Genomic DNA, 25,426 nt, shown 5'->3' with positions numbered 1-25,426 from the left:
TTGACGCAACAGGGAGCCAGACCGGCCCGGACCTGCGTAAGCTGGAAGTGATGAGTACCAATACCTTGCCCGCCGCACTGGCGGAAATTGTCGATGACTTCCAGGCACTGACCGAGCCCGATCGCCTTCAGCTGTTGCTTGATTTCTCGCGCGGGCTCCCGGCCTTGCCGGAACGGCTGCTGGACCACCCCGAGCTCCTGGAGCAAGTGGTGGAGTGCCAGTCGCCCCTGTTCCTGACCATTGAGCAGGAAAAGACCCCCGACGGCGTCGCGTACCGTTTGTACTTCAAGGCACCGCCCGAGGCGCCCACCACGCGCGGCTTCGCGGGGGTTTTGCACGAGGGCCTGGACGGGCTGACTGCCGCAGAGATCCTGGCTGTTCCCGACGACATGCCCGAATTGCTGGGCCTCACCCGGGCCATCACACCGCTGCGCATGCGCGGGATGACGGCCATGCTGGGGCGGATCAAGCGCAAAGTCGCCGCGGCAGACCGCTTGTTGTCCTGATCCGGGATACTCCGGGAATGGCCAAGAAACAGGCTGCACAGGGAACGCCGGCCACAGCCGTACTGGCTGCGGCCGGCGTTCCTTTCACGCTGCACCCCTATGCGCATGATCCTTCGGCGCCCAGCTATGGCCTCGAGGCAGCCGAGGTCCTCGGCATCGATCCCGGGCGGGTCTTCAAGACCTTGATGGTGGACATTGAAGGCAAGCTGGCGGTCGGCATCGTTCCGGTCAGTGGCACGCTGGATCTCAAGGCAATTGCCGCGGCTCTCGGATCCAAGAAGGCCACCATGGCCGATCCCAAGATGGCCGAGCGACGCACCGGCTATGTCCTGGGTGGAATTTCCCCGCTGGGCCAACGCCAGGCATCGCCCACGGTGCTCGACGAATCGGCGCTGGCCTTCGGCACGAACCTCGTCTCGGGTGGACACCGTGGCCTGGACATTGAGCTGGATCCCGCAGACCTTATTCGGCTGACCGGCGCCCGGACTGCGCCGATCGGCAGCCCCTAGCAAGCGCAGGGAGCACGGGCGCCAAGGCTCTCAATCCGACGCCGGCCCGCCACGGGGCGTGAGCCGTGGAGCCAACCACGAGCTCACCAGCCGTTCCCACTTCTGCGGATCCACGTTCCACTCTTTCGTGTGGCGGGCGCCGTCGAAGGGCTCAAAGGTGACCATGTCCGGATTCTTTTCGGCGAGGCTGGCCGAGGGCTCGTAGGGAACGTATTCGTCATCCACGCTATGGATCACGAGCGTCGGAGTCCGCAGTTCGACGGCACGGGTGTCCCAGTCCATCGCCTTCAAGTCGACGGGCGCGGCGAGGCCGGTGAGGCGCCGGCCCAAAGGGTGCCCCAACATCAGCTGTCCGTAGCGGCCGACGGCGTAGGGAATCCTGTTGATCTGTGCGTGGTGTGCCAGGACGTTGACCCAGTCGATGACCGGCGCGTCCAGGACCATGGCCCTGATCACGTGGCGGTTGCGCGAAAGATCGGCCGTCTGCAGGCAGATCGCCCCGCCCATCGACCAACCGAACAGGACCACCTCGTGGGCGCCTTGGGCGAGGGCGTAGTCAATGGCGGCGTCGACGTCGTGCCATTCCGTGGACCCCAGGCCGTAACGCCCGTCGGGGGCCGACGGTGCCAGTCCGTCGTTCCGGTACGAAACCAGGAGGCTGTCGAGCCCGAGTTCGCGAGCGGTGCGCACGGCGCGCAAGCCTTCGAGCCGGGTAGCACCACGGCCATGGACCATGATCGCCCACACCTTCGCCGGCTCCCCCGCGCCCGACGGAATCAGCCACGCAGGGGCGTGGCCACCCTCGACGTCGATCTGTATGTCTTCCGAATCCAGGCCAAGCGCCGCCGGGGAGTCATAGACTGCACCGCTCCACCATGCGCGCCGGGCTGCCGCCAGATCCCCGCTGTAGACTTCCTCGACTTCGCGCTGCACCGTCCGCTCAGCGGGTGAATAGGACACGATCCGTCCGATCCGCGCGAACCCCGTCCCGCCCGCGAAGTAGAGGCTGAAGACGCCGTCGACGGTGGTGTCGGGGGTCGCTGCGAGGATGACCTGAAGCCCTTTGTCGCCGCGCACCACCGCCAACACTTCCTGGTCGGCTTCCCGCGTTGAAGGGGTGATGACCCGCCGGGCGAAATAGGCTGCGAGCGCGGAAGAACCTGCGCCGAGCAAGCCGGCGATGCCGCTTCCGGCAACGATCCCGGCAACGGCCCATTTGGCGCGCACGGACATTTTCGCGCCGTTCTCAACGGTCGGAGCAGCTCGGGTCATGGATGCCATATGACCATTCTCCCGGTTGCGGGGCAGTGTTCCGAACAGCGCCCCCTGTGGCGTTTCGTCCCGGGACACGACGCCATAGGAACAACAGAATTGCCGCACCAAACCATGCCTCCCGGCGCAGCTCAGGTCTACGCTGTAGCCATGAGTGAACCAATCGTGATCCTTACCGAAGAGCCTCTCGGCCCGGACGACCGCGTCAATATTGCCAAGCTGATCGACGGCGGAGACTCGCCCCTGGTGGTGTTGGTGCCGTCGAACACGGAACGGCACTTGTTGGTCGACTTCCTCGAGAACCTCTCACTGCTTGACGTAGCCAAGGCATTCCGGGACCTGATCGCGGAGGCACCGGATCCCCAGTCGGAGCGGGCACAGGCTGCGGAGACCTTGTCGGCTTCCCTCGTCGCCTTGGATGGGCTGGGTGGCGGCGTCACGGGTGAAATCGTCGACGGCGGTGCCGTGGCGGGCTTGGTGTCCAAGGTCAAGGCACTCAACGCGGCACAGGCCGTCGTGGTCACCCGCCCGCACGCGATTGCCGATACCTTCCACACGGACTGGGCGAACAAAGCCCAGGACCAGTTGGGGCTGCCCGTGCTTCATCTCTATGCCGGCTCGGGATTTATCGGCGACTCGTGAACGTTGGAGAGAGCATGAGCACTGCAGACAACAGGAAATATTTCCAAGCAGCGGACCCCTTGGCCGGGGTTCCCCACCAGGACGTCCCGAAGGACGGGCAATGCGTGGAGAAAACGGACGCGGAGTGGCGCGAGGAACTTACCCCTGAGGAGTTCAGGGTCCTCCGCCAGGCCGGAACGGAACGCCCTTACACCGGTGAGTACTGGGACACCCATACAGCGGGCGTGTACCAATGCAGGGCGTGCGGCGCAGAGCTATTCACCAGCAATGAGAAATTCGATTCCCATTGCGGCTGGCCGTCCTTCTGGGCCCCGCTCGCGGAAGGCACTGTCCGGTACATCCATGACCGCACTTTGGGAATGGAACGGGTGGAGGTCCGTTGCGCCACGTGCGATTCGCACCTGGGACACGTTTTCGAGGGCGAGGGCTACGGCACGCCGACTGACCAGCGGTATTGCATCAACTCCGTTTCGCTCAAGCTCGTCGAATCCCCGGCAGGGCAGTAAATCCGGACCCCGGCTCCGGACACAAACGACAAGCTACCGGCGGTCCCCCGCGGCCAGCCCTCCCCGGGCTGGATCTTCCGGGGCCGCCGGAACCACTTGCACAAGAGTTTCTTATGCTCGCGCCGCTTTTGAATTAGCTACTCTGACTGCTTGCTACGCTCACCTCAGAACAATGATTCTTGAGGAAAGGCACCGTCGACGATGACCACCACCGTTACCACCACCCGTCCGCGCATCACGTCGGACAACCGGGACTGGATCTCCCTGAAGGCCGCAGCCACCGCGCTGCAGACATTCCAAAGCCAGGACGGTTCAATCCAGGATTCCCTCCACCATGAGGCTGCCCGGGCCTACACAGCCACCATCATGGAGGCCATCACGGCCCTGGCTCCTGCGTTCCCGCACGACGCTGCCTATCTTGACCTCCTGCTGGAAGATTTCGGCCGCTGGGCCCACGCCGGCTTCGGAGTCCCGGACTTCCTCGACTCGCTCCTGGCGTTCCAGCCGCAGGAACACCGTGAAGACGGGCTCCAGCACCTCGTGGTATTCCCCATGTACACCCAGAACGGCAGCACGAGCCGGCTCGTGGAAGCCGTCCTGCTCGAAGTGATCTGGCCCGAGTTCATCGGCGCGTTGGAGGCCGGAGACTACTCCAACAAGCTGTTCGTCCCCATCCGCTTCCTGGACTTCACTCCCGGCTACGACACCAATTCGGCCGTGCTCTTTCCCGAGACCGTCGCAGTGCGCGAAACGCCCGCCTTCACGTGGGGCGCCATCTTCGCCGACCGCGAGGCCGCACGCTTCCGCCGTGTCCTCAAAGCGGCCGCCGCAACCACCTCCCTTGAGCTGCCGGCGGATGCCGCCGAGCTCCTGGATGACCAGGAACTCACGCAGCGGACGTTCGTCATGTGGGACCTGATCCACGACCGCACCCACATGCGCGGCGACCTTCCCTTCGATCCGTTCATGATCAAGCAGCGGATGCCGTTCTTCCTCTACTCGCTCGAAGAGCTCCGCTGCGACCTGACAGCCTTCCGAGAATCCGTCCGGATCGAAAAGGACGAGGACGCTTCCCCCGACGCCCGGCGCCACGCGAAGCTCGTGCAGTACGCGGTCATCTTCGACCGCATCTTCCGGTTCGCCATCACCGGCAACCGGGTCCGCAATTACGACGGCCTGGGCGGCCAGCTCCTCTTCGCCTGGATGCACCAGCACCACGTCCTGCACTGGACCGACAGCAAGCTCAGCATCGACTGGGACGAGGCGGCCGACGTCGTCGTCGAACTCGGCGCCCGGATCGAAGAACTGTACTGGCGCTCCATCGACCGCCCCAAGGCCGCCCACTGGCTCGCAGCGTATAAGCTCATTTCCGGTACGGTCACTCCCCACCCGGCTTCGGTCTGGGCGAAGGGCCCAGAGGCACTGCCGCTCGACGGGCCGCCCCGCGGCCTCACCGACCAGGTCCTCGACGACGAATTCCCCCTGTCCATGTTCTACGAAGCACTGGAGAAGAAAATGCGTCCGATCATCGAATCAACCACCGGTATCACCGGGCAGACCGCAGCCTCATGACGGGCGAACCGCTGACTGTCGTCGTCACGGGCGGCAGCAACTCCTCCGGCATCGCCGTGGCCCGCGCCTTCGCCCAGGCCGGGCACCGGGTCTTCACGATCGGCTCCAACGAGGCCCGCATCAAGGCCGCCGCGGCCGAGGCGGGCAACGACGTCACTCCCCTCGTGTGCGATCTTTCCCGGCTGGAGTCTGTGCGCGAACTCGCCGCGGAGATCCACCAGAGCACGGAAAGGGTCGACGGCGTCGTCCACCTGGTCGGTGGGTGGCGCGGCGCCAAGGGAATCGAAGACCAGCCGGACCAAGACTGGGCCGCGCTTGAGCAAAGCGCCATCACCACCCTGAGGAACGTCTCCAGGGTTTTCTACAAGGATCTCGCGTCCTCCCCCACGGGTCGTTTCGCCATGGTGAGTTCGACGGCGGTCGCCGCACCCACCGCGGGAGCCGCCACCTACGCGGCGGCCAAGGCTGCGGCGGAGACCTGGACCCTGGCCCTGGCCGACGGGTTCCGCCGCGATCAATCAGGCAACAAGGACGAACCTACGGAACAGCACAGTGCGGCCGTCGTCTTCGTGGTCAAGTCGCTCCTGGACGCGGCGATGCGGCGGGAACACCCGGAACGGAAATTCCCCGGATACACGGACGTCGACGACTTGGCGGCGGCCGCCGTCGGGCTCTTCGACAAGCCGGCAGCGGAACTGAACGGACAGCGCCTCCTCCTGGCCAAATAGACTGAAAGCGTGAACGAACAAGTGACGAGCACTACAGAAGAATTCCCGGCTGCCTTCGATACGGAAGCCGGCGGGCGCCTCCACGATCCCTCCATCCGCGGATTCGCCTCGGACAACTACTCAGGAGTCCACCCCGAAATCCTGGCGGCCCTCGCCGCGGCCAATGGCGGCCACCAGGTCTCTTACGGGGAGGACCAATACACGGAACGGCTCCAGGAAGTCATGGAGCAACACTTCGGCGAGGGCATCGAATGCTTCCCCGTCTTCAACGGGACCGGCGCGAACGTGTTGTCCCTGCAATCACTGTTGCCGCGCTGGGGTGCCGTCATCTGCGCCTCGACCGCCCACATCAATATGGACGAGAACGGCGCGCCGGAGCGTATCGGCGGCATCAAGCTGCTCCAGGTCCCCACTGTGGATGGCAAGCTGACCCCCGGGTTGATCGACCGCGAAGCCTGGGGCTGGGGCGACGAGCACCGTGCGCAGCCCCTGGCGGTCTCCATCACGCAGACCACGGAGCTCGGCACGTGCTACACGCCGGAAGAGATCCGGGCGATCGCCGACCACATCCATGCCAAGGGCATGAAACTGCACATGGACGGCGCCCGGCTCGCCAATGCCGCCGCACACCTTGGGTTGCCGTTGCGGGCCTTCACCCGCGACACCGGAGTGGACATTTTGTCCTTCGGCGGTACCAAGAACGGGCTGCTGTTCGGCGAGGTTGTCGTTGCCCTGAATCCGGAAGCCGCCCACGGACTGAAGTTCCTGCGGAAGATGAACATGCAGCTTGCCTCCAAGATGCGCTTCATTTCGGTCCAGTTCATCGCGCTTCTTGAGTCCGGGCTGTGGCTTCGCTCTGCGGAACACGCCAATGCCATGGCCTCGCGGCTGCGTACAGCCGTCGACTCCATCGAGGGTGTGGAGCCGACCCAGGCCACAGAGTCCAACGGCGTCTTCGCGGTCCTGCCCGCCGGCGTCGCTGACCGCCTCCGATCCTCCTTCAAGTTCTACGACTGGAACGAAGCGAACCGCGAGGTGCGCTGGATGTGCTCCTTCGACACCACGGAAGAGGACATCGATTCCTTCGTTGCCGCAATCAAGCGCGAACTGGCGTCCGCATAGGGCATGGGACGGGGCGGCGTGGCTTCAAGGTTTCGCCGCCCCTGACACATAATCTGCGAAGGTGAACGCACTCGCACAGGTTCCCGCGGATTTCTTGCATGCGTTGGGAACGCTACGAAAAGCAAAGTGCCGGAGCGAGCTGCGCCTCGCGGAAATCCCGGCGCCGTCCCGCCTGGCGCCCTTCGCCGTGGCCTTGGGCGCCGAGGTCTTCAGCCGGTCGGCGCGTCCCGGCCAGACCCCTGTCCATGGCCCCGCGGCCATGGCATTTTCCCGTGAGAACAACGCGGGATCCCCCGGCGCGGCCGATGACGAAGACGATGAGCTCGCAACAGGCAGGTTCATCCTGCTCCACGATCCCGACGGCTCGGCTGTGTGGGACGGGGAATTCAGGATCGTCACCTATATCCGGGCCCAGCTCGAAGCCGACATGGGCAACGATGCCATGCTCGGTTCCGTGGCCTGGACGTGGCTCGTGGACGCCCTGGAGAACCACTCAGCCCGGTACCGGGCCGCGGGAGGAACGGCCACGCGCATCCTGTCCGAGAGTTTCGGCACTTTGGCCGAAAGACCGGAAACCATCGACATCGAACTCCGTGCCTCATGGACACCTGCGTCTTCCGATGTCCAGGCCCATCTGGAGGCCTGGTGTGACATGGTCTGCACGTTCGCAGGGCTTCCTCCCCTGCCTCCCGGCGTCACGCCCCTGCCGAACCGGAGGCTCACATGAAGCCTGTGACAGTCTCTGGAAGCTCCGGCCGGACCGGCCAGGCACAGAGTCGGTAAACTGAAGGCACCATGACCCCTGAAAACCTGGAACCCACCACGGCCGGCGCTCCGGCTGCTGATCCCACACCACACATCACGGTAGACGGCTTTGAAGGCCGGATACCCGAGATCATCGATCTGGATGCCCCGCGCGAGGGCGTGCCCCTTGTCATCGACACCCTCGCCGGCCTGGAGCGGTGCGCGGCCGCCATCGCCGCAGGATCCGGCCCCGCCGGGGTCGACGCCGAGCGGGCCTCCGGCTTCCGATACGGGCAGCGCGCCTTCCTGGTGCAGATCAGGCGCGACGGCGCAGGAACCTGGCTGATCGACCCCGAACCCTTCGCTGACTTGAAAATCATCAACGAGGCGCTGCGCGGCGTCGAGTGGATCCTGCACGCCGCCACGCAGGATCTTCCGTGCCTGGCCGAGCTTGGCATGTGGCCCGACAAGCTCTTCGACACGGAACTCGCCGCACGCCTCGCCGGACTGCCCCGCGTAGGCCTCGCAGCCGTCATCGAGCAGCTCCTCGGCTTCGGCCTCGCGAAGGAGCACTCGGCCGCCGACTGGTCCACCCGGCCCCTCCCCGAACCGTGGCTGCGGTACGCGGCCCTCGACGTCGAGGTGCTCGCCGAACTGCGTGAAGAACTCATCGAACTCCTGGAAGCAGACGGCAAGCTCGAATTCGCCGAACAGGAATTCGCGGGCATCCTTGGAGCAGGCCTTCCGGTCCCGCGGGTGGACCCGTGGCGCAAGACTTCCGGGTTGCACCAGATCCGCGACCGCCGTCAATTGGCTGCCGTGCGTGAGCTTTGGTACGAACGGGATCAGCTCGCGCGCAAACGGGATGTTGCACCCAGCCGCCTCATTCCCGATTCCGCCCTGGTCGCCGCGGCCAAGGCCATGCCGGCAACCGTTCCGCAACTCCTGGCCACCAAAGGCTTCCACGGGCGGGCCGCACAGCGCGAAGCCCCACGCTGGCTGCGCTGCATCGCCGGCGCACGGAACACCGAGGACCTTCCGCCGCTGCACCTTCCAACCAACGCTCCCCCACCGCCGCGTGTCTGGACAGACCGCGATCCCGACGCCGCGGCGCGCCTGGGCACTGCACGGCCCCGGCTTCAGGAAGCGGCCGATGGGCTCAAGCTCCCCGTGGAGAACCTGCTCACCCCGGATTACATGAGGCGCGTGCTGTGGCGGCCTCCGTCGGACATCACCGTGGAGTCCGTGTCGGAAGAGCTGCGCGCCCTCGGCGCCCGCGAGTGGCAAATCGCCATCACGGCGCCGATCCTCACCGAGGCGTCACTGAATCCGCAACCGTTGCCGCCCAAGGAACCCAAAGAGCCGCGGAACCCGGCTTCCAAGGAACGAACCCCGGCCCCTTAGCGGAAGGTTCCGGCACCCCCCGGCGTCGCCCGCTCACAAACAAACCCTTCCGGCGCGACCCCCGCTCACATACAAGCCTGTTTCCACGTCCATTCATGAGTGATGTGAGCGAGGGTCCGTCGGAAACCCTTCATACGTGAGCGGGCGTCCGGCGGAAAGCCCCCATATGTGAGCGGGGGTCTCCTTGCGCGCTAAGTTACCGGCGAGTAACATGGCCGTGAATGAGACCGGCTTCCCCTCTGCGGGGTGTCCGGCATCCATGTCTCAACGAGGAGCCACAATGAGCCAAACCGGAAACAGCGCCACGCCGCGTACAGTCCGCGACGTCGTCTTCGTGGACGGTGTCCGGACGCCGTTCGGCAAGGCCGGCGACAAGGGAATCTATGCGGGCACCCGTGCCGACGACCTCGTGGTCAAGTGCATCCGCGAACTGATGCGCCGCAACCCGAGCCTGCCCGCCGAGCGCGTCGACGAAGTGGCCATCGCCGCCACGACGCAGACCGGCGACCAGGGCTTGACCATCGGCCGCACCGCCGCCCTCCTGGCGGGCCTTCCTCGCAGCGTGCCCGGCTTTGCCATCGACCGCATGTGCGCAGGTGCAATGACCGCGGTCACGACGACGGCGAGCGGCATCGGTTTCGGCGCGTACGACGTCGTGATTGCGGGCGGTGTGGAGCACATGGGCAACCACCCGATGGGCGCCGGCGCGGATCCCAACCCCAGGTTCATGTCCGAGCGGATCGTGGACCCGGCCGCCCTGAACATGGGCAACACCGCCGAGAACCTGCACGACCGTTTCCCGTCGATCACCAAAGAGCGGACGGACACGTACGCAGCGGCGTCGCAGGCAAAGCTTGCCGCGGCTTACGGCAAGGGCCTGATCCAGCCCGATTTGGTCCCGGTCGCCACGATGAAGCCCGGACAGGGGTGGACAGTGAACACTGTCGACGAGCCGCCGCGCCCCGGCACCACGGTGGACGACCTCTCGGAGCTGCGCACCCCGTTCAGGGCCCACGGCCGGGTCACCGCAGGCAACGCCGCCGGCTTGAACGACGGCGCGACGGCGGCAGTCCTGGCCTCCGCAGAGGCCGCCGAGGAGCTTGGCCTGTCCGTGAAGATGCGCCTGGTCTCCTATGCCTTCGCCGGCGTCGAACCCGAAGTCATGGGCATCGGACCGGTCCCGGCCACCGAGAAGGCCCTCAAGAATGCCGGACTCGGGATCGAAGACATCGGCCTCTTCGAGATCAACGAGGCCTTCGCCGTTCAGGTCCTGAGCTTCCTGGACCACTTCGGAATCGCCGACGACGACCCGCGCGTCAACCGCTATGGCGGGGCGATCGCCGTCGGGCATCCCCTCGCGTCCTCCGGCGTGCGGCTCATGAACCAACTTGCCCGCCAGTTCGAGGAAGACCCGTCCGTCCGGTACGGCATCACCACCATGTGCATCGGCCTGGGAATGGGCGCCACAGTAATCTGGGAGAACCCTCACCACCCGAGCTACAACAGCCACACCATCGACCACAGCGAGACCCGGAGCGCCGTCGACACCGAGAGCAAGGGAGCCGCAGCATGAGCGCCGCAGAATTCCAGAAACTGGCCGGACTGTTCCCGGATGAGACAGTGACCCACTCCTACGTCCAGGACATCGAACTCCCCGGCAACGCAGGAACGTTCGCCCTGATCACCCTGGACAACGGCCTGGACCACACCAAGCCCACCACCCTCGGACCCAACACCCTCGTCGAGCTCGGGACGGTCCTTGAAGGACTCAAGGACCGTGCTGCACGCGGCGAGATCGTCGGCGTCGGCGTCACGGGCAAGCCGTACTTCCTGGTGGCCGGAGCGGACCTCTCGGCGGTCAAGCAGCTCGAAGAGCGCGAACACGGCCTGTGGATGGCCCAGCTGGGCCACGACGTCTACGCGACGCTCGCCGATCTGGGTGTTCCCAGCTTCGCCTTCATCAACGGCCTCGCGCTCGGTGGCGGCCTCGAAATCGCCCTCCAGTCCACCTACCGCACGGTCTCGACGGGCGCGGGCGCCCTCGCTTTGCCCGAAGCGTTCATCGGGCTTGTCCCCGGTTGGGGCGGCGTTTACATCCTGCCGCGGCTCATCGGCCCGGAAAACGCCGTCAAGGTCATGATCGAGAACCCGCTGAGCAACAACCGCACCCTCACCGGCCCCCAGGCTTTCCAGCTGGGCATTGCCGACGCCATCTTCGAACCCGCGGATTTCGTGGAGCAGTCCATCGCCTGGGCCGCGAAAGTGATCGCGGGTGAAGCCGTCCCGGAGCGGAGCAACTCCGTGGACCCGGAGGATCCCGCCGTTGCCGAACGCTGGGCCGGCGCCGTGGCTGCGGGCCGGGCCTTCGTGGAGGCCAAGACCTCAAACGCATCACCGGCTCCAGCCAAGGTGCTGGACATCCTCGAAGCCAACCCGACCATGGGCAAGGCGGAATCCGCAGCCCTGGAATGCGAGACGCTCGCCGACTTGATGCAGACGGACGAGTTCCGTTCCACCGTCTACGCCTTCCTCGACCTCGTGCAGAAAAGGTCCAAGCGTCCCGCCGGCGCACCCGACCGCAAGCTCGCGCGTCCGGTGACGAAGATCGGCGTCGTCGGTGCCGGCCTGATGGCGAGCCAGCTCGCGTTGCTGTTCGCACGCCAGCTCAAAGTACCCGTGGTCCTGACGGACATCGACCAGGAACGCGTGGACAAGGGAGTTGCCTACGTCCATGCGGAAGTGGACAAGCTGCTCGGCAAGAAGCGGATCAGCTCCGACGCCGCCAACAGGACCAAGGCCCTGGTCACCGGCTCCGTCTCCAAAGAGTCTTTCGCCGATGCGGACTTTGTCATTGAAGCCGTCTTCGAAGAACTCAATGTCAAGAAGCAGGTCTTCGCGGAAGTGGAGGCCATTGTCTCCGCCGAATGCATCCTCGCGACCAACACCTCCTCGCTCTCAGTGACCGCGATGGCCGAAGATCTGCAGTACCCGGAGCGCCTGGTCGGTTTCCACTTCTTCAACCCCGTTGCGGTCATGCCGCTCCTGGAGATCGTGCGTGCTCCGAAGACCGACGACGCCGTGCTGGCCACCGCGTTCGACCTCGCCAAGGGCTTGAAGAAGACAGCGGTGCTGGTCAAGGACGCCGCCGCTTTCGTCGTCAACCGGATCCTGCTGCGGCTCATGGGCGAAGTCATTGCCGCATTCGACGAAGGCACGCCGGCGGAAGTGGCCGATTCGGCGCTGCGACCCATGGGCCTGCCAATGAGTCCGTTCACCCTCAGCGCGATGGTGGGCCTTCCGGTCGCCCAGCACGTCCAGGAATCGCTGCACGCTGCCTTCGGCGAACGTTTTGCGGTGTCCCAGAACCTGCAGAAGCTGGTTGACAATGGCGTGAAGTCGCTCTGGGTCCAGGGTCCTGACGGAAAGCCGGCCATCCCGGCGGAGACGTTGGCCCTCATGTCCTTCGGCAGCACCGCGTCCACGGCCGAGGAAGTCTTGCGTCGCACCCAGGACGCCCTGGCCGAGGAAATCGGACTCATGCTCTCCGAAGGCGTGGTGGCCGGTCCCGAAGACATTGACCTCTGTGTGATCCTCGGAGCTGGCTGGCCGATGTTCCTGGGCGGGATCACGCCGTATTTGGACCGGGTGGGCGCCTCCGAGCGTGTCAACGGCAAACGCTTCCTGGCACCCGGGATCGCTTCGAAGCCGGTAGCCGGGTAGCTCCCTGCTCCTCGTGACGTCGGCTATGCCGCCTGCCGCGTACCGCGCCAGGCGGCATAGCCGATGACCAGCGAAATGAGGCAGCCAATGGTCGTGTCGACCAGACGCTCGCCGAGGAGTGAAGGGGACAGCTGGTGCCCCAGGCCGCTGAGCACCGCGACAAGCGGGGTCATGACCAACGCATAGGCCGTGTAGTTGGCGGCCTTGAGGTATTGCCGGGCTGCCCCGACGACGCAGATGATGCCGACCGTTGCCCAGATCGGAAGGGCACCGAGGAGCAGTCCGCCCACGAGGACACCCAGCGCCGTACCCAGGCCTCGCTGGACAGTGCGCGCAAGACCGGCCCGGTGGTCGCGTTGCACCACGAGCACGACCGTCAGCAGGATCCACTGGGAGTGCGGGCCTCTCACGAGAATGGCCACCACCTGGGCGGCGATCATGCAACTCGCCAAACGCAGCGTGTATTGCCAACCGGACAGGGTTGCCATCCGGCGTCGCCATGCCCCGAGGTCCTTGTGCCAGGAACGCCGCGCTGGGGCCACCTCCGCGACGGTTTTACCCAGGAGGTGGTATTCGACGCCGAACACCAGCAGCGTCAACAAGCTTCCCCCGAGCGCTCCGGCAGCGAAGAACCACAGCAGGGTTTCGATCGGGACCGCACTTGAGGCGAGGGAGGCACCGATGATCATGAAGACGATGGCCTGGGTGCTCGCCTTGGCTGCGCTCGGCCGAAGACCGCCAAAGATGGTAGCGATGGCAGCGAGCGTGACAATGAGGATGCCGCCCCACGGCTGAAACACGGTGCTGAGCATGCCGGCCGCCGCCCCGCAGGCACCGGCCAGCGAGGTATTGAGCAGCTCCAGGGATCTGTATCTCAGGCCCCCCACGTGGCCGCTTCCGGAGACGAGCAACGCGCCGAGCGCAGCAACCATTCCCGCCCCGATGTCGCCAAGGACGAGCCCCAGGACGATCGGGACCCCGAGTGAGAGTCCCGCGGTCACGACGTGGACCACGTTGAGCTCTACCCGTTTCCAGCGGGTGGCGTCGACAATCACGTCGCGTCCTGCGCTGGAAGCGCGTTTGAGGTGGTGACGCCAGCGCGGTGGTGCCGCCAACGGATCCGTCATGCTCCACCTCGTTTCAGGGACGCTCCCATCCGGCCGTCTCTCACAGCCTCCGGGCGAGGGCGCCCAATGAGCTCACGAGTTCGGTGAAGGCTTCGCTCGGGTGGTTTTCCGAGACGATGCGCGCGTTGGGCGGCTCGCCCCACAGTCCGCGGAAGTCCGCCACAGTGGTTCCGAAGAGCCTGGGGGCTGCTGTCTCGACGTGCACTGTCGCCGCGCGGGTGCTGTACCTGGCGGTTCCGGCGGCGACTGATGCCGCGAAGTAGTCGTGGATGTGCGCCACGTAGCCTTGGCCGTAGTGGCGGTGGAATTCGAAGTAGAAGCGCAGCATATCGCTGACGTGCCGCACGAGTTCGTTGGACGCGGTGCTGCGCCGCCCTTCCGGCTGCTCCGGAAGGACAAGTTCCGGCTCCGTGCAGCCTGCCTCGGAAGCCAAGGCGGCTACGTGTTCGGGCGTCAGTTCGATCCGTTCCGTGGTCTCCAGGGCGCACACCACCGGCAGCCGCTCCTCGGGAATCCCGGAGTAGGCCTCGAACACCTCCGCGGCTGCGTGCGGATCAACGTGGGTGTTCCACTCGGCGGTGGGCGTCGTGTTGCCCTGGTAGTAGTAGCTGCCACCCATGATCACGACGCCGCGCAGCAGGTCGGGCAGCCGCGGCTCGGCCCGCAGGGCGAGGGCGAAGTTGGTGAGGGGCGCCGTCAGCAGGGCGGTCAGCTCCCCCGGCCGTGACCGGGCCGCTTCGACCCAGAGTTCGACGGCGTCGACGTCGTTTACTTTTCCGCGCGGTGCCGGCAACTCGGCGTAGCCGACGCCTTGGGGCCCGTGGGTTTCCGGCGTGGTGGTCAGCGGGATCCGCAGCGGCGCCCGGGCGCCAATGGCAACGGGCACGTCGGGGCGGCCGCACAGCTCGAGCAGGGACAAGTTGTTGAGTGCCACTTGCTCCGCCGCGACGTTGCCCGGGGTGCTGCTCACGGCAACGAGCTCCACCTGCGGCTGGCTGCACAGATAGGCCAGGGCGAGGGCGTCGTCGATTCCCGTGTCGCAGTCCACCAGCAAGCTCACGGGCTCGCGTCGGCCTCCAGCTGTCGCCTGCTCCCCGCTCATGGAACGCTCCTTAGAAGAGGGCAACCTTGGGGGTACGCGGGAAGATGTCATCCAGTTCGGCGCGTTCCTCAGCCGTGGGTACCCAGCGCACCGCCTTCGCGTTTTCGGCGATTTGCGCCGGGCGGGTGGCTCCTGCAATAACGCTGCTGACCGCGGGTTGGGCGGCCAGCCAGGAGAAGGCCAGCTGCAGTTCGTTCAGGTCCCGCTCCTTGGCGAACTGGCTGAACCTGCCCAGCTGGACCCAGTCGGCGTCGTCGACCATGTTGGTCCGCGTGTGGCTGAGGCGGGATCCTTCCGGGGCATTGCCCGGGGCGTACTTGCCCGTCAGGAGGCCGTTTGCCAAGGGGAAATAGGGCAGGACGCCGAGTCCGAAGGCCTGGGCGGCCGGCAGCACTTCGAGTTCCGCGCGGCGGTCCAGCAGGTTGTAGTGGTTCTGCGTCGAAATGAACCGCGCACCGCCCTGCATCCGGGCGACGTACTCGGCTTCCGCGATCTGCCAGCCCGCACGGTTGGAGTGGCCGATGTACCGGACCTTGCCGCTTGTCACGAGGTCGTCGAGGGCTGCGAGGGTCTCATCAACCGGGGTGAGGAGGTCCGGGGTGTGGTACTGGTAGAGATCAATCCAGTCGGTGCCGAGGCGGCGCAGCGACGCCTCCGCGGCCTGGACGATGTAGCGGCGCGATCCCCGCGCGCCGAAATCGTTGCCGTTGGCGCCATGCATGTCCATGCCGAATTTCGTGGCCACGATCGCGTCGTCCCGGCGACCCTTCAGGGCGCCGCCCAGCATGGTCTCGCTGAGGCCGGGCTCCCGGCCATAGACGTCTGCAACATCGAAAAGGGTCACACCGGCGTCCAAGGCGGCATGCACAACCGCGTTGGTACCCTCCTGCGATTCCGTGGCGGTATTGGCCCGGCCGAGATTGTTGCACCCCAAACCGACTACTGAGACGGTTAATCCGGAATTTCCAAGACGGCGATATTCAGTCATGGTTTCACCCTACAACGCCCGCGAGGGGCCGGTCCGCCGCTCAGGATCCGAAGGCGATTCCTGCCTCTTCCATCGCGTCGTGCAACTGGGCCATGACCTTGGGGCCCATGCCGTGCAGGGCCGCCACCCGCCCCTCACCGAACTCGGCGAGTTGTTCAAGGGTTTCCAGACCCTCGTGGGCGAGTGCCCTCCGCGCCGGAGCGGACAAGCCCTTGGGCAGCGGAGTGTGTCCGGGCCAGTTGCTCTTGGGCGCCATGTTTGTCCCTTCGAAGCGGTGAAGTAGTCCTTAGAGGGTAAAGCCCGCACCGGTTTTCGGCGAGTGTTTTACTTTGAATGCGGTGGGTTCGGCATGGGGTGCTGCCGCGATGCTCAGCTTCGTGAAGTCCAGGTCTTCTCCCCGGATGCACACCTTGATGGCGTTGACGGCTTTGTTGACGTCCGGGCACAGGCAGAAAATGTTCAGCTTCGAGTCGCTGATATCGGAACGGTCCACGGTACCCAGGCCTCGCCAGGCCAGTTCGCTCGTCAACGCGGCCTTGGCCTTGCGTTCGAGGTAGCGGTCGCGGTCGGTGCCGTCCTTCGTCTTCAGCGCAATCTGCGCGACCACCCAGAACTGCTCGGTCTCGGGAATCTCCGCATAGCCGTCTTCTTCGCATTGCGCGGCAAAAGCCGTCATGAGTCCTTCGACGGCGGATTCGTCCTCGACGTCCGTTTCGTCAGTGCTGCTCTGGTGTCCTACGACCCCGTGGTTGATGACGAACTGCTTGAATTCGTCGTCATACCAAGCCTCCCGGAAATGCAGGACCGCTTCGTCGTCGCGCTTATACGTGCGGATGATGCCGCTCATGCTTGTCCTTACTAGACCACTCCGGGCAGGTGCCGTGTGGACCTGCACCGCCGAAGAGGTGCTTGATTGTTGAATACCGCCCGGAACAGCCACTTACAGCGTGGGGAGGCTGCCCGTCGTGGGATGTTCTTGTCCCGGCAGGGGCCGCGCGAAAGGCACCTTTGTCCCCAGAACCTGCGCGACGACGTCGTGCGTTATCTGTTGAGCGGTGAGCCCCACCCGCTCGAGAACCTGGCTCCTGGTTCCATGGTCGAGGAACTCGACCGGAAGCCCCACTTCGTTGAGGGCCGTGTCCACGCCAGCGGCGCGCATCTCCTGCCGGATCCTGGATCCGACGCCGCCCGCGCGGACGCCGTCTTCGATGCAGATCACCAAACGGTGCCGCGCCGCGAGGGCAATGATGGACTTGCGCACGGGCAGGACCCACCGCGGATCCACCACGGTGGAACTGATGCCTTGGGATCCGAGCCGGGACGCGACGTCGAGGGCAAGTTCGGACATCGCGCCGACGCTGACAATCAGGACGTCGTTCTCCGTGGAACCTTCGGGGCGGCGCGCCAGCACGTCGACGCCGTCGGAAAGCCGTTCGATCGCCTCGATCTCGCTTCCCACACTGCCCTTGGAGAAACGCACCACGCTGGGTGCGTCGTCGATCGCTACCGCTTCGCGGAGTTCTTCGCGCAGGCGGCTGGCATCCCTGGGAGCCGCGAGATGCAGCCCTGGAACGATCTGGACCATCGCCATGTCCCACATGCCGTGGTGGCTGGCCCCGTCCGGGCCTGTCACGCCGGCGCGGTCCAACACGACCGTCACCCCCGCTTTGTGCAGGGCGACGTCCATGAGGAGCTGGTCGAAGGCACGGTTCAGGAAGGTCGCATAAACGGCGACGACGGGGTGCAGTCCGCCAAAGGCCATGCCTGCGGCCGACGTGAGGGCGTGCTGTTCGGCGATGCCGACGTCGATCACCCTTTCCGGGTGGCGTTCCGCGAACTTGTGCAGTCCGACGGGAATCAGCATGGCCCCGGTGATGCCGACGATGTCTGCGCGCTCGTCGGCGATGTCCGCGATTTCCTCGGCGAACACGGATGTCCACGAGCGTGCCCCGCCGGCTTCGGTGGGTTCGCCGGTTTCGGGATCGATGATCCCGACGGCGTGGAACTGGTCCGCCTCATTGGCGAGGGCAGGTGCGTAACCGTGCCCCTTTTCGGTCATCGCATGGACGATCACCGGGCCGCCGTAATTCCGGGCAGTCGTGAGCGCGTGTTCAAGGGCCCGCATGTTGTGGCCGTCGACCGGGCCGATGTACTTCATGCCGAGGTCTTCGAACATGCCTTGCGGGGCCCACCAGTCCTTGATGCCCTTCTTCATGGCATGCAGGCTCTTATAAGTGAACTGGCCGATCGGTCCGCCGCTCTGAAGTTTCTTCTTCCACCAGTCCAGCACCACTTCGTAGGTGGGGGCTGCCCGGAGGGAGTCGATCGTGGGGCGTAGTGAAGCGAGGTAGTCTGCCACGCCGCCGACGGTCGGCGCATAGGAGCGTCCGTTGTCGTTGACGACGATCACCACGCGGCGTCGCTTGTCCGCAGCAATGTTGTTGATCGCCTCCCACGCCATGCCGCCCGTCAGGGCGCCGTCACCGACGACGGCGACAACGCAGCGATCGCCCTCGCCGGTCAGCTGGCGGGCCCGGGAGATGCCGTCCGCCCAGGACAAGGACGAGGACGCGTGGGAGCTTTCCACGATGTCGTGCTCGGACTCGGCACGATCGGGGTATCCGGACATGCCGCCCTGCTGCCGGAGGGTGCTGAAATCCTGCCTGCCGGTCAGCAATTTGTGGACGTAGGACTGGTGGCCGGTGTCGAAAACGATACTGTCGCGCGGGGAATCGAAGACTTTGTGGATGGCCATGGTGAGTTCCACCACGCCGAGGTTCGGTCCGAGGTGACCACCTGTTTGGGCGACGTTGGTGATGAGGAAAGTCCTGATCTCGCCTGCAAGCTGCTCCAACTGCTGGCTGGTGAGCTTACTCAGGTCCTGCGGGTTCCGGATTGTCTCCAAAAGTCCCAACGGCCCCTCCTTAGGGTGATTGACGTGCTATACAACTCTAACGCCTTGGCCGGAGCCAAGGCCGCAGGAAAGGCTACAGCCCCGGCCGGTCGATGACCAGCCGGGGCTGTAGCTGTTGCCTTTCAGCGCTGGCGGGGCCCGCGCTGGATTCGGCTAGTGTGCCGAGATTTGGCGCAGGACGTACTGCAGGATTCCGCCGTTGCGGTAGTAGTCCGCTTCGCCCGGGGTGTCGATGCGCAGCACTGCGTCGAAGGACGTGGTGCTGCCGTCCTCGGCCGTTGCGGTGACCTTGAGCGTCCTCGGCGTCGTGCCGTTGTTCAGCTCGGTGACGCCCTCGACGGCGAACGTTTCCGTGCCGACCAGGCCGAGCGACGCAGCGGTCTCGCCGGCCGGGTACTGCAACGGGAGGACGCCCATGCCGATGAGGTTGGAGCGGTGGATACGCTCGTAGCTTTCGGCGATGACGGCCTTCACGCCCAGCAGCGCGGTTCCCTTGGCAGCCCAGTCGCGGGAAGAGCCGGAGCCGTATTCCTTGCCGGCCAGGACCACCAGCGGGGTGCCGGCTGTCTGGTAGTTCTGAGCAGCGTCGTAGACGTAGGCCTGCGGGCCGTCGGCCTGGGTGAAGTCGCGGGTGAAGCCGCCTTCGACGCCGTCGAGCAGCTGGTTCTTGATGCGGATGTTCGCGAAGGTACCGCGGATCATGACCTCGTGGTTGCCACGGCGTGAACCGTAGGAGTTGAAGTCCTTGCGCTCCACGCCGTTGGCCAGAAGGTACTGGCCTGCCGGGGTGTCCGACTTGAAGGAACCTGCCGGGGAGATGTGGTCCGTGGTGACGGAGTCGCCGAGCTTCAGCAGCACACGGGCTCCGGCGATGTCCGTTACCGGTTCCGGCTGCGCCTTCATGCCTTCGAAGTACGGGGGCTTCCGCACGTACGTGGACTTGGCGTCCCAGGCGAAGGTGTCGCCTGCCGGGGTGTCGAGTGCCTTCCAGCGGTCGTCGCCGTCAAAGACGCCTTCGTAGCCGCGGGCGAACATTTCCTTGTCGATCGAGGAATCGATCACCTTCTGGACCTCGACGGGGTTCGGCCAGATGTCCTTCAAGAAGACATCGTTTCCGTCCTGGTCCTGGCCCAGTGGATCGGCGTCGAAGTCGAAGTCCATGGTTCCGGCCAGGGCGTAGGCGATGACCAACGGCGGCGACGCCAAGTAGTTCATCTTGACGTCCGGGTTGATGCGGCCTTCGAAGTTGCGGTTGCCGGAGAGGACAGCGGTGACGGAAAGGTCGTTGGCCTGGATGGCCTCGGAGATCTCTGCGTCGAGCGGACCGGAGTTGCCGATGCAGGTCGCGCAGCCGTAGCCCACGATGTAGAAGCCGAGCTTCTCCAGGTAGGGAGTCAGGCCGGACTTCTCGTAGTAGTCGGTGACGACCTTGGAGCCGGGAGCGACGGACGTCTTGACCCACGGCTTGGACGCGAGGCCCTTGTCAACGGCGTTGCGGGCAAGCAGCGCGGCGGCCAGCATCACCGAGGGGTTGGACGTGTTGGTGCAGGACGTGATCGAAGCGATCGAAACTGCACCGTGGTCCAGTTCGAATTCGCGGCCGTCAGCTGTTGTGACGCTCACCTTGTTCGACGGACGACCATTGGACTTCGGACCGTGCGAGTGCGGAGCTACGTCGGCCAGGTGCGTCGCAGTGGCGGTGAACGACGGCGAATCGGAGGCCGGGAAGCTCTCGTCGATCGCTTCGTCCAGGCTTCCGTCGGCCAGGTCTTCCTTCACGTAGTTGCGCAGGTCCTCGCGGAACTGGGCCTTGGACTCGGTGAGGATGATGCGGTCCTGGGGACGCTTCGGACCCGAGATCGAGGGAACAACCGTGGACAGGTCGAGCTCGAGGTACTCGGAGAACTTGATCTCGTGTGACGGATCGTGCCAGAGGCCCTGTTCCTTCGCGTAGGCCTCGACCAGGGCAACGTTCTGCTCGGAGCGGCCGGTGAGGCGCAAGTACTCGAGCGTGACGTCGTCGATCGGGAACATCGCTGCCGTGGAACCGAATTCCGGGCTCATGTTGCCGATGGTGGCGCGGTTGGCCAGCGGCACGGCCGCGACGCCTTCGCCGTAGAACTCCACGAATTTGCCGACCACACCGTGGTTGCGCAGCTGCTCGGTGATGGTCAGGACGACGTCGGTGGCGGTGGCGCCGGCGGGGATGGAGCCCGTGAGCTTGAAGCCGACAACGCGCGGGATCAGCATGGAAACTGGCTGGCCGAGCATGGCGGCTTCGGCTTCGATGCCGCCTACGCCCCAGCCCAGCACGCCCAGGCCGTTGACCATGGTGGTGTGCGAGTCGGTGCCGACGCAGGTGTCGGGGTAGGCGCGGAGGACGCCGTCGACTTCGCGGGTCATGACGGTGCGTGCCAGGTATTCGATGTTGACCTGGTGGACGATGCCGGTTCCCGGGGGAACAACCTTGAAGTCGTCGAAAGCCGTCTGGCCCCAGCGCAGGAACTGGTAACGCTCGCCGTTGCGCTGGTATTCGATCTCCATGTTGCGCTCGAGGGCGCCGGAGTTGCCGAAGGCGTCGATCTGCACGGAGTGGTCGATGACCATCTCGGCCGGAGCCAGCGGGTTGACGCGCTTGGGGTCGCCGCCGAGGTCCTTGATGGCTTCACGCATCGTGGCAAGGTCAACGACACAGGGAACCCCGGTGAAGTCCTGCATGATGACTCGGGCCGGGGTGAACTGGATCTCGGTGTCTGGCTGGGCATTCGGATCCCAGCCGGCCAGGGCGCGGACGTGGTCGGCCGTGATATTGGCGCCATCTTCCGTCCGCAGGAGGTTTTCAAGCAATACTTTAAGGCTGAACGGAAGGCTGTCTGCGCCCTCAACGGAGTTCAACCGGAAAATTTCATAATCGGTGCCGGCTACATTCAGTACGCCTTTGGAACCGAAGCTGTCCACAGTGCTCATGGCAGGACTCCTCTCGCAACAGCTTTCATCTTTGTCGCGTGGTTGACCGCTAGCTAGTTAGGCAAACCTAAGCTAAGCAACTGCCGGCCGGTGGAGAAGTGAAGCGCGACGTAGGACTTCTCCACCATCGTAGTGGTGGCTATGCCGCGGGCACCAGCAATGCAACGGTCTCCAGATGATGTGTGTGCGGATACAGGTCAAAGGCACGGAGGGATTCGAGGCGCCATCCGCCGTTCCGGAAGTACCCCAGATCACGCGCGAAGGAGGCCGGATCACACGACACATAGGCGATGGCGCGCGGCCCGGACTCGATGAGCTGGCTGACCACAGCCTTGCCGGCACCGGCGCGGGGCGGGTCGATCACCAAGGCGTCGAAGCTCCGGGGGCGCTGCCGGAGGACACGTTCCACCCGGCCCTGGACGATTTCCACCTGGGTCTCTCCATGCAGATTCTTGCGGGCGTCCCGGCTGGTCCCGGGCGATCCCTCGACGGAGAGCACCGAACCGGTGATCCCCACGGCATCGGCCAAGGGTGCAGTAAACAAACCGGCTCCGGCGTAAAGATCGGCGACGGCCGATCCCGGAAGGAGGTACCCGCCGTCGTGCAGGAATCCCGTCACCGCTCCCACCAGGGTGGCGGGCGCATCCTTGTGGATCTGCCAGAACCCTTCTCCCGTGACGCGGTATTCATGACCGGCAGCGGATTCCTGGACCCACGTCCTGCCGCGCAACTGCAGGACGTCGCCGCCCACGGGGTCGAAGCTGGCCACGGACACGTCATGCGGGATCTGGCCCAGGATCCGGTTCAGGCGCCGGGCATCGGTGCCTTCTTCCGGGGCGAGCAGCACGAGCGGACGCGATCCGTTCGCAGGCGCAGCCACTTCCACCCGCGAGATCCCCCGCAGGTCGATGTCCCAAAGCCGCAACTCGTTGATGCCCGGCAGTGCCAGGGGCATCTCGTGGACCGGAATCACGACGTCGGAGCGGTGGGCATGCATCCCCAGCCGGCCGCCCGGGGTCACAGCGAAGCTGGCCCGGGTCCGCCAGCCGAGTCCGGTTCCGCCGTCGGTCCCGGTAACGCCGCCGGAGCCCGGGTCACCGGCGGCTGCGGGCTCCACGTCGACAGTGAGTTCGACGCCGGCGAGCCGCTTCAGCTGCTCGGCGAGGACTTCGGACTTGAGGAGGCGCTGCCGTTCCAGTGTTACGTGCCCGAGTTCCGCGCCGCCCACGGGCGGACCGCCTTTGCCCCATGCGGCAAGTGAGTCGGCGAGCGGCCAGAAATGGCGGATCCGGTCGTCCGACGCTTCCAGGACCTCGACGACGTCGGCACGCCAGAAACGGGACGACTCCCCCGCGTCGGTCAGCCGGACCCGGACCTTCTCGCCCGGGATGCCGTGCCGGACAAAGATGACGCGGCCTTCGTGCCGCGCGACGAAGTGGCCGCCGTGGGCGACCGGGCCGACGTCCACCACCAGCTCCGTGGCAGCTCCGTCCTGGGCCGTGGGCGAGCTGGATTCGGTGTTGCTGGGGTGGGTCATCAGGTATCCTGCAATGCCTTTGCTTCTTCGGAGGACTTCAATTGCCATGGGACGCTGGCCACCATGACGCCGGGTTCAAAGTGGAGCCGGGCCTTGATGCGCAAGGCGGTCTGGTTGTGGACGAGCTGTTCCCACCACTTGCCGACGACATACTCCGGGATGTAAACCACGATCAGGTCCCGCGGAGAATCGCGGCGCATGTTCTTGACGTAGTCCAGGATGGGGGTGACGGTCTCGCGGTACGGGCTCGCCAAAACGGTCAACGGGACCGGGATGTCCAGCTTGTCCCACGCCTCGACCGTGTGCGCGGTTTCCTCGTGGTCGATGTCGACGATGATGGCGTCCAGCCGGGACGGCCTCGATGCCCTCGCGTAGGCGAGGGCACGCAGCACCGGTTTGCGGACATGGGACACCAGGAGCACGGCATGGACCCTGGTGGGCAACGCGCGGGGCGACGAGTCCTCGTCAACGGCCAGCTCCTTGGCCACATTGTCGTAGTGGGCGCGGATGCTCCACATGATGAGGAACAGCACGAACATCGCCAGGAGCGCGATCCAGGCTCCCTGCTCGAACTTGGTGATCAGCACGATGGTCAGAACCAGAGCCGTCATGGCGAAGCCGAGCCCGTTGATGGTCCGGGACTTCACGATCCTGCGGCGGACGGCTTTGTCCTGCGCAAGCTTGAGTTCCCTGCCCCAGTGCCGCACCATGCCCAGCTGGCTCATCGTGAACGAAATGAAGACGCCGACGATGTACAGCTGGATCAGCTTGGTGACATCGGCGTTGAAGGAAATGATGAGGACCAAGGCTCCGGCTGCAAGCGCCAGGACGCCGTTGCTGAAAGCCAGGCGGTCTCCGCGGGTCCGAAGCTGGCGCGGAAGGTAGCCGTCCTGGGCGAGGATGGACCCCAGCACCGGGAACCCGTTGAATGCGGTGTTGGAGGCGAAGACGAGGATGACGCCGGTGGCGGCGACCACAATGTAGAACGGGAGGGACCCGGCACCGAAAATGGTCTGCGCTATCTGGCTGATGGCAGGGTTCTGGATGTAGTCGCCCGGCAGCGGTTGCCCATTCAGCAGGAATTCCTTGGCCGGATCCAGCACGATGTGGACCTTGGTGGCGTTGGCGAGGTAGATGATGCCTGCGAGCATCGCCGAGGCGATGACTCCGAGCAGCAACAGCGTGGCGGCCGCGTTCTTGCTCTTGGGCTTCTTGAAGTTCGGCACACCGTTGCTGATGGCCTCCACGCCGGTCAGCGCTGCGGCGCCGGAGGAGAAGGCCCTCAGGAGCAGGAACGCCCCCGCCAGGCCAACGAGCCCCTGGTCGAATCCCTCTTGCGGGACGATCGTGAAGGCCGCCGACGGGGCCTGGCCGAGTTGGCCTGTGGCCGCCTGGAAGATACCGACCGCCGTCATGCCCAGGATGGAGAACATGAAGATGTAGGTGGGAACCGCGAAGACACTGCCGGCTTCCTTGATGCCGCGCAGGTTCACGAGTGCCAGCACCACAACGCCGACAGTGGCGATGAGCGCCTGCTGCCCGTGCATCGAGGGGATCGCTGTGGTCAGGTACGCCGCTGCGGAGGACATCGACACAGCGACCGTGAGGACGTAGTCCACCAACAACGCGGCGGCGACGGTCAGTCCGGCGAACTTCCCCAGGTTGACGTTGGCGATTTCGTAGTCTCCGCCACCGGAGGGGTAGGCATGGACGTTCTGCCGGTAGGAGGCAACGACCGTGAGCAAGACCACCATGACTGCGAGGCCCACCAGCGGCGAAATGGCCACGGCGCTCACGCCCGCGAGGGCCAGCGTCAGCAGGATTTCGTCGGGGGCGTACGCCACGGAGGACAGGGCGTCCGAAGCGAAAATCGGCAGCGCGATGCGCTTGGGAAGCAGTGTGTGGGCCAGGCGGTCGTTCCGGAAAGGCCGCCCCACCAACACCCGCTTCGCGGCGTTGAGAATTGTCAGCACTCCGCAAAGCTACTCTGAATCGAACGCGATGTCATGACGGCGGACTGGCTTCCGCGACTTGCCCCGGTAGAGTCTTACCGAGCGGCATGCATA

General features: G+C 65.4%; 21 protein-coding genes. 11 read left to right on the top strand and 10 right to left on the bottom strand.

The window, feature by feature from the left end:
• Positions 1–50 precede the first annotated feature (50 nt).
• Together OIT41_RS08275 and ybaK are read left to right on the top strand one after the other, a co-directional pair.
• Positions 51–506 (top strand): SufE family protein, encoded by a 456-nt coding sequence (locus OIT41_RS08275; protein ID WP_171983380.1) that lies wholly within the window; start codon positions 51–53, stop codon positions 504–506.
• 17 nt (positions 507–523) lie between these two features.
• Positions 524–1,015 carry a Cys-tRNA(Pro) deacylase gene (ybaK, locus tag OIT41_RS08270; RefSeq protein WP_264637754.1) on the top strand — a complete coding sequence of 164 codons (492 nt, stop codon included), beginning with the start codon at positions 524–526 and terminating at the stop codon, positions 1,013–1,015.
• A gap of 30 nt (positions 1,016–1,045) precedes the next feature.
• Here ybaK and OIT41_RS08265 read toward each other — a convergent pair whose 3' ends face one another.
• Complete coding sequence (locus OIT41_RS08265) at positions 1,046–2,296, bottom strand: alpha/beta hydrolase family protein (RefSeq protein WP_241708289.1); 1,251 nt, start codon at positions 2,294–2,296, stop codon at positions 1,046–1,048.
• Positions 2,297–2,437: 141 nt separating this feature from the next.
• Between OIT41_RS08265 and OIT41_RS08260 the strand changes: the two genes are divergently transcribed.
• The 9 genes from OIT41_RS08260 (at position 2,438) to OIT41_RS08220 (ending at position 12,725) form a co-directional block, all read left to right on the top strand.
• Positions 2,438–2,929: a hypothetical protein gene (locus OIT41_RS08260; protein ID WP_241708290.1), complete on the top strand. Its 492-nt coding sequence runs from the start codon at positions 2,438–2,440 to the stop codon at positions 2,927–2,929.
• A gap of 14 nt (positions 2,930–2,943) precedes the next feature.
• Positions 2,944–3,435, top strand: a complete 492-nt coding sequence (msrB, locus tag OIT41_RS08255; protein WP_241708291.1) for a peptide-methionine (R)-S-oxide reductase MsrB — start codon at positions 2,944–2,946, stop codon at positions 3,433–3,435.
• 201 nt (positions 3,436–3,636) lie between these two features.
• The gene (locus OIT41_RS08250) at positions 3,637–5,007 is read left to right on the top strand and encodes a DUF6421 family protein (protein WP_241708292.1); all 1,371 of its coding nucleotides are present in this window, start codon (positions 3,637–3,639) and stop codon (positions 5,005–5,007) included.
• Positions 5,004–5,735, top strand: a complete 732-nt coding sequence (locus OIT41_RS08245; RefSeq protein ID WP_264637753.1) for an SDR family oxidoreductase — start codon at positions 5,004–5,006, stop codon at positions 5,733–5,735. Before OIT41_RS08250 ends, OIT41_RS08245 begins: the two co-directional genes overlap by 4 nt.
• Positions 5,736–5,744: 9 nt before the next feature.
• On the top strand, positions 5,745–6,857 hold the full coding sequence (locus OIT41_RS08240) for a threonine aldolase family protein (RefSeq protein WP_413542316.1): 1,113 nt from the start codon (positions 5,745–5,747) through the stop codon (positions 6,855–6,857).
• 61 nt (positions 6,858–6,918) lie between these two features.
• Positions 6,919–7,584, top strand: a complete 666-nt coding sequence (locus OIT41_RS08235; protein WP_078105489.1) for a DUF3000 domain-containing protein — start codon at positions 6,919–6,921, stop codon at positions 7,582–7,584.
• Between the two features lie 68 nt (positions 7,585–7,652).
• Complete coding sequence (locus tag OIT41_RS08230; RefSeq protein WP_264637752.1) at positions 7,653–9,005, top strand: HRDC domain-containing protein; 1,353 nt, start codon at positions 7,653–7,655, stop codon at positions 9,003–9,005.
• A 280-nt stretch (positions 9,006–9,285) separates the two neighbouring features.
• Entirely contained in the window at positions 9,286–10,578 is a 1,293-nt protein-coding gene (locus tag OIT41_RS08225; RefSeq protein WP_264637751.1) for a thiolase family protein, read from the top strand.
• Entirely contained in the window at positions 10,575–12,725 is a 2,151-nt protein-coding gene (locus tag OIT41_RS08220; protein WP_264637750.1) for a 3-hydroxyacyl-CoA dehydrogenase NAD-binding domain-containing protein, read from the top strand. The genes OIT41_RS08225 and OIT41_RS08220 overlap by 4 nt, the downstream gene beginning before the upstream one ends.
• 23 nt (positions 12,726–12,748) lie before the next feature.
• Here the strand turns inward: OIT41_RS08220 and OIT41_RS08215 are convergent, their stop codons facing one another.
• The 9 genes from OIT41_RS08215 to OIT41_RS08175 all read right to left on the bottom strand — a co-directional run bounded on the left by OIT41_RS08215 (position 12,749) and on the right by OIT41_RS08175 (position 25,333).
• Entirely contained in the window at positions 12,749–13,852 is a 1,104-nt protein-coding gene (locus OIT41_RS08215) for an FUSC family protein (protein WP_264637749.1), read from the bottom strand.
• A 40-nt stretch (positions 13,853–13,892) separates the two neighbouring features.
• Positions 13,893–14,954 carry a nucleoside hydrolase gene (locus OIT41_RS08210; RefSeq protein ID WP_264637748.1) on the bottom strand — a complete coding sequence of 354 codons (1,062 nt, stop codon included), beginning with the start codon at positions 14,952–14,954 and terminating at the stop codon, positions 13,893–13,895.
• Positions 14,955–14,964: 10 nt separating this feature from the next.
• Entirely contained in the window at positions 14,965–15,942 is a 978-nt protein-coding gene (locus tag OIT41_RS08205) for an aldo/keto reductase (protein ID WP_264637747.1), read from the bottom strand.
• 40 nt (positions 15,943–15,982) lie between these two features.
• Complete coding sequence (locus tag OIT41_RS08200; RefSeq protein WP_028266791.1) at positions 15,983–16,198, bottom strand: hypothetical protein; 216 nt, start codon at positions 16,196–16,198, stop codon at positions 15,983–15,985.
• Between the two features lie 30 nt (positions 16,199–16,228).
• Positions 16,229–16,789, bottom strand: a complete 561-nt coding sequence (locus OIT41_RS08195) for a hypothetical protein (protein ID WP_078105496.1) — start codon at positions 16,787–16,789, stop codon at positions 16,229–16,231.
• A gap of 93 nt (positions 16,790–16,882) precedes the next feature.
• On the bottom strand, positions 16,883–18,856 hold the full coding sequence (dxs, locus tag OIT41_RS08190) for a 1-deoxy-D-xylulose-5-phosphate synthase (protein ID WP_264637746.1): 1,974 nt from the start codon (positions 18,854–18,856) through the stop codon (positions 16,883–16,885).
• A 153-nt stretch (positions 18,857–19,009) separates the two neighbouring features.
• Positions 19,010–21,823 carry an aconitate hydratase gene (locus OIT41_RS08185; protein WP_264637745.1) on the bottom strand — a complete coding sequence of 938 codons (2,814 nt, stop codon included), beginning with the start codon at positions 21,821–21,823 and terminating at the stop codon, positions 19,010–19,012.
• A 139-nt stretch (positions 21,824–21,962) separates the two neighbouring features.
• Positions 21,963–23,360, bottom strand: a complete 1,398-nt coding sequence (locus OIT41_RS08180) for a class I SAM-dependent RNA methyltransferase (protein WP_264637744.1) — start codon at positions 23,358–23,360, stop codon at positions 21,963–21,965.
• A complete protein-coding gene (locus tag OIT41_RS08175) occupies positions 23,360–25,333 on the bottom strand; it encodes an APC family permease (RefSeq protein ID WP_078105500.1) in 1,974 nt (657 codons plus the stop codon). The genes OIT41_RS08180 and OIT41_RS08175 overlap by 1 nt, the downstream gene beginning before the upstream one ends.
• Positions 25,334–25,426: the final 93 nt, after the last annotated feature.

The organism is Arthrobacter sp. YA7-1 (assembly GCF_025960325.1).
In the GTDB taxonomy this organism is placed as follows: Bacteria; Actinomycetota; Actinomycetes; order Actinomycetales; family Micrococcaceae; genus Arthrobacter; species Arthrobacter bambusae_A.
The sequence above is the reverse complement of the archived record's forward strand: the minus strand, read 5'-3'. Positions and strand labels throughout refer to the sequence as shown.

Coding starts and splice junctions, on each gene's coding strand:
- OIT41_RS08220 (WP_264637750.1), top strand. CDS start 10,575: ATGAGCGCCGCAGAATTCCAGAAACTGGCCGGACTGTTCCCGGATGAG.
- OIT41_RS08265 (WP_241708289.1), bottom strand. CDS start 2,296: ATGGCATCCATGACCCGAGCTGCTCCGACCGTTGAGAACGGCGCGAAA.
- OIT41_RS08200 (WP_028266791.1), bottom strand. CDS start 16,198: ATGGCGCCCAAGAGCAACTGGCCCGGACACACTCCGCTGCCCAAGGGC.
- OIT41_RS08245 (WP_264637753.1), top strand. CDS start 5,004: ATGACGGGCGAACCGCTGACTGTCGTCGTCACGGGCGGCAGCAACTCC.
- OIT41_RS08215 (WP_264637749.1), bottom strand. CDS start 13,852: ATGACGGATCCGTTGGCGGCACCACCGCGCTGGCGTCACCACCTCAAA.
- OIT41_RS08230 (WP_264637752.1), top strand. CDS start 7,653: ATGACCCCTGAAAACCTGGAACCCACCACGGCCGGCGCTCCGGCTGCT.
- OIT41_RS08250 (WP_241708292.1), top strand. CDS start 3,637: ATGACCACCACCGTTACCACCACCCGTCCGCGCATCACGTCGGACAAC.
- OIT41_RS08260 (WP_241708290.1), top strand. CDS start 2,438: ATGAGTGAACCAATCGTGATCCTTACCGAAGAGCCTCTCGGCCCGGAC.
- OIT41_RS08195 (WP_078105496.1), bottom strand. CDS start 16,789: ATGAGCGGCATCATCCGCACGTATAAGCGCGACGACGAAGCGGTCCTG.
- OIT41_RS08185 (WP_264637745.1), bottom strand. CDS start 21,823: ATGAGCACTGTGGACAGCTTCGGTTCCAAAGGCGTACTGAATGTAGCC.
- OIT41_RS08180 (WP_264637744.1), bottom strand. CDS start 23,360: ATGACCCACCCCAGCAACACCGAATCCAGCTCGCCCACGGCCCAGGAC.
- msrB (WP_241708291.1), top strand. CDS start 2,944: ATGAGCACTGCAGACAACAGGAAATATTTCCAAGCAGCGGACCCCTTG.
- OIT41_RS08210 (WP_264637748.1), bottom strand. CDS start 14,954: ATGAGCGGGGAGCAGGCGACAGCTGGAGGCCGACGCGAGCCCGTGAGC.
- OIT41_RS08205 (WP_264637747.1), bottom strand. CDS start 15,942: ATGACTGAATATCGCCGTCTTGGAAATTCCGGATTAACCGTCTCAGTA.
- OIT41_RS08275 (WP_171983380.1), top strand. CDS start 51: ATGAGTACCAATACCTTGCCCGCCGCACTGGCGGAAATTGTCGATGAC.
- OIT41_RS08225 (WP_264637751.1), top strand. CDS start 9,286: ATGAGCCAAACCGGAAACAGCGCCACGCCGCGTACAGTCCGCGACGTC.
- ybaK (WP_264637754.1), top strand. CDS start 524: ATGGCCAAGAAACAGGCTGCACAGGGAACGCCGGCCACAGCCGTACTG.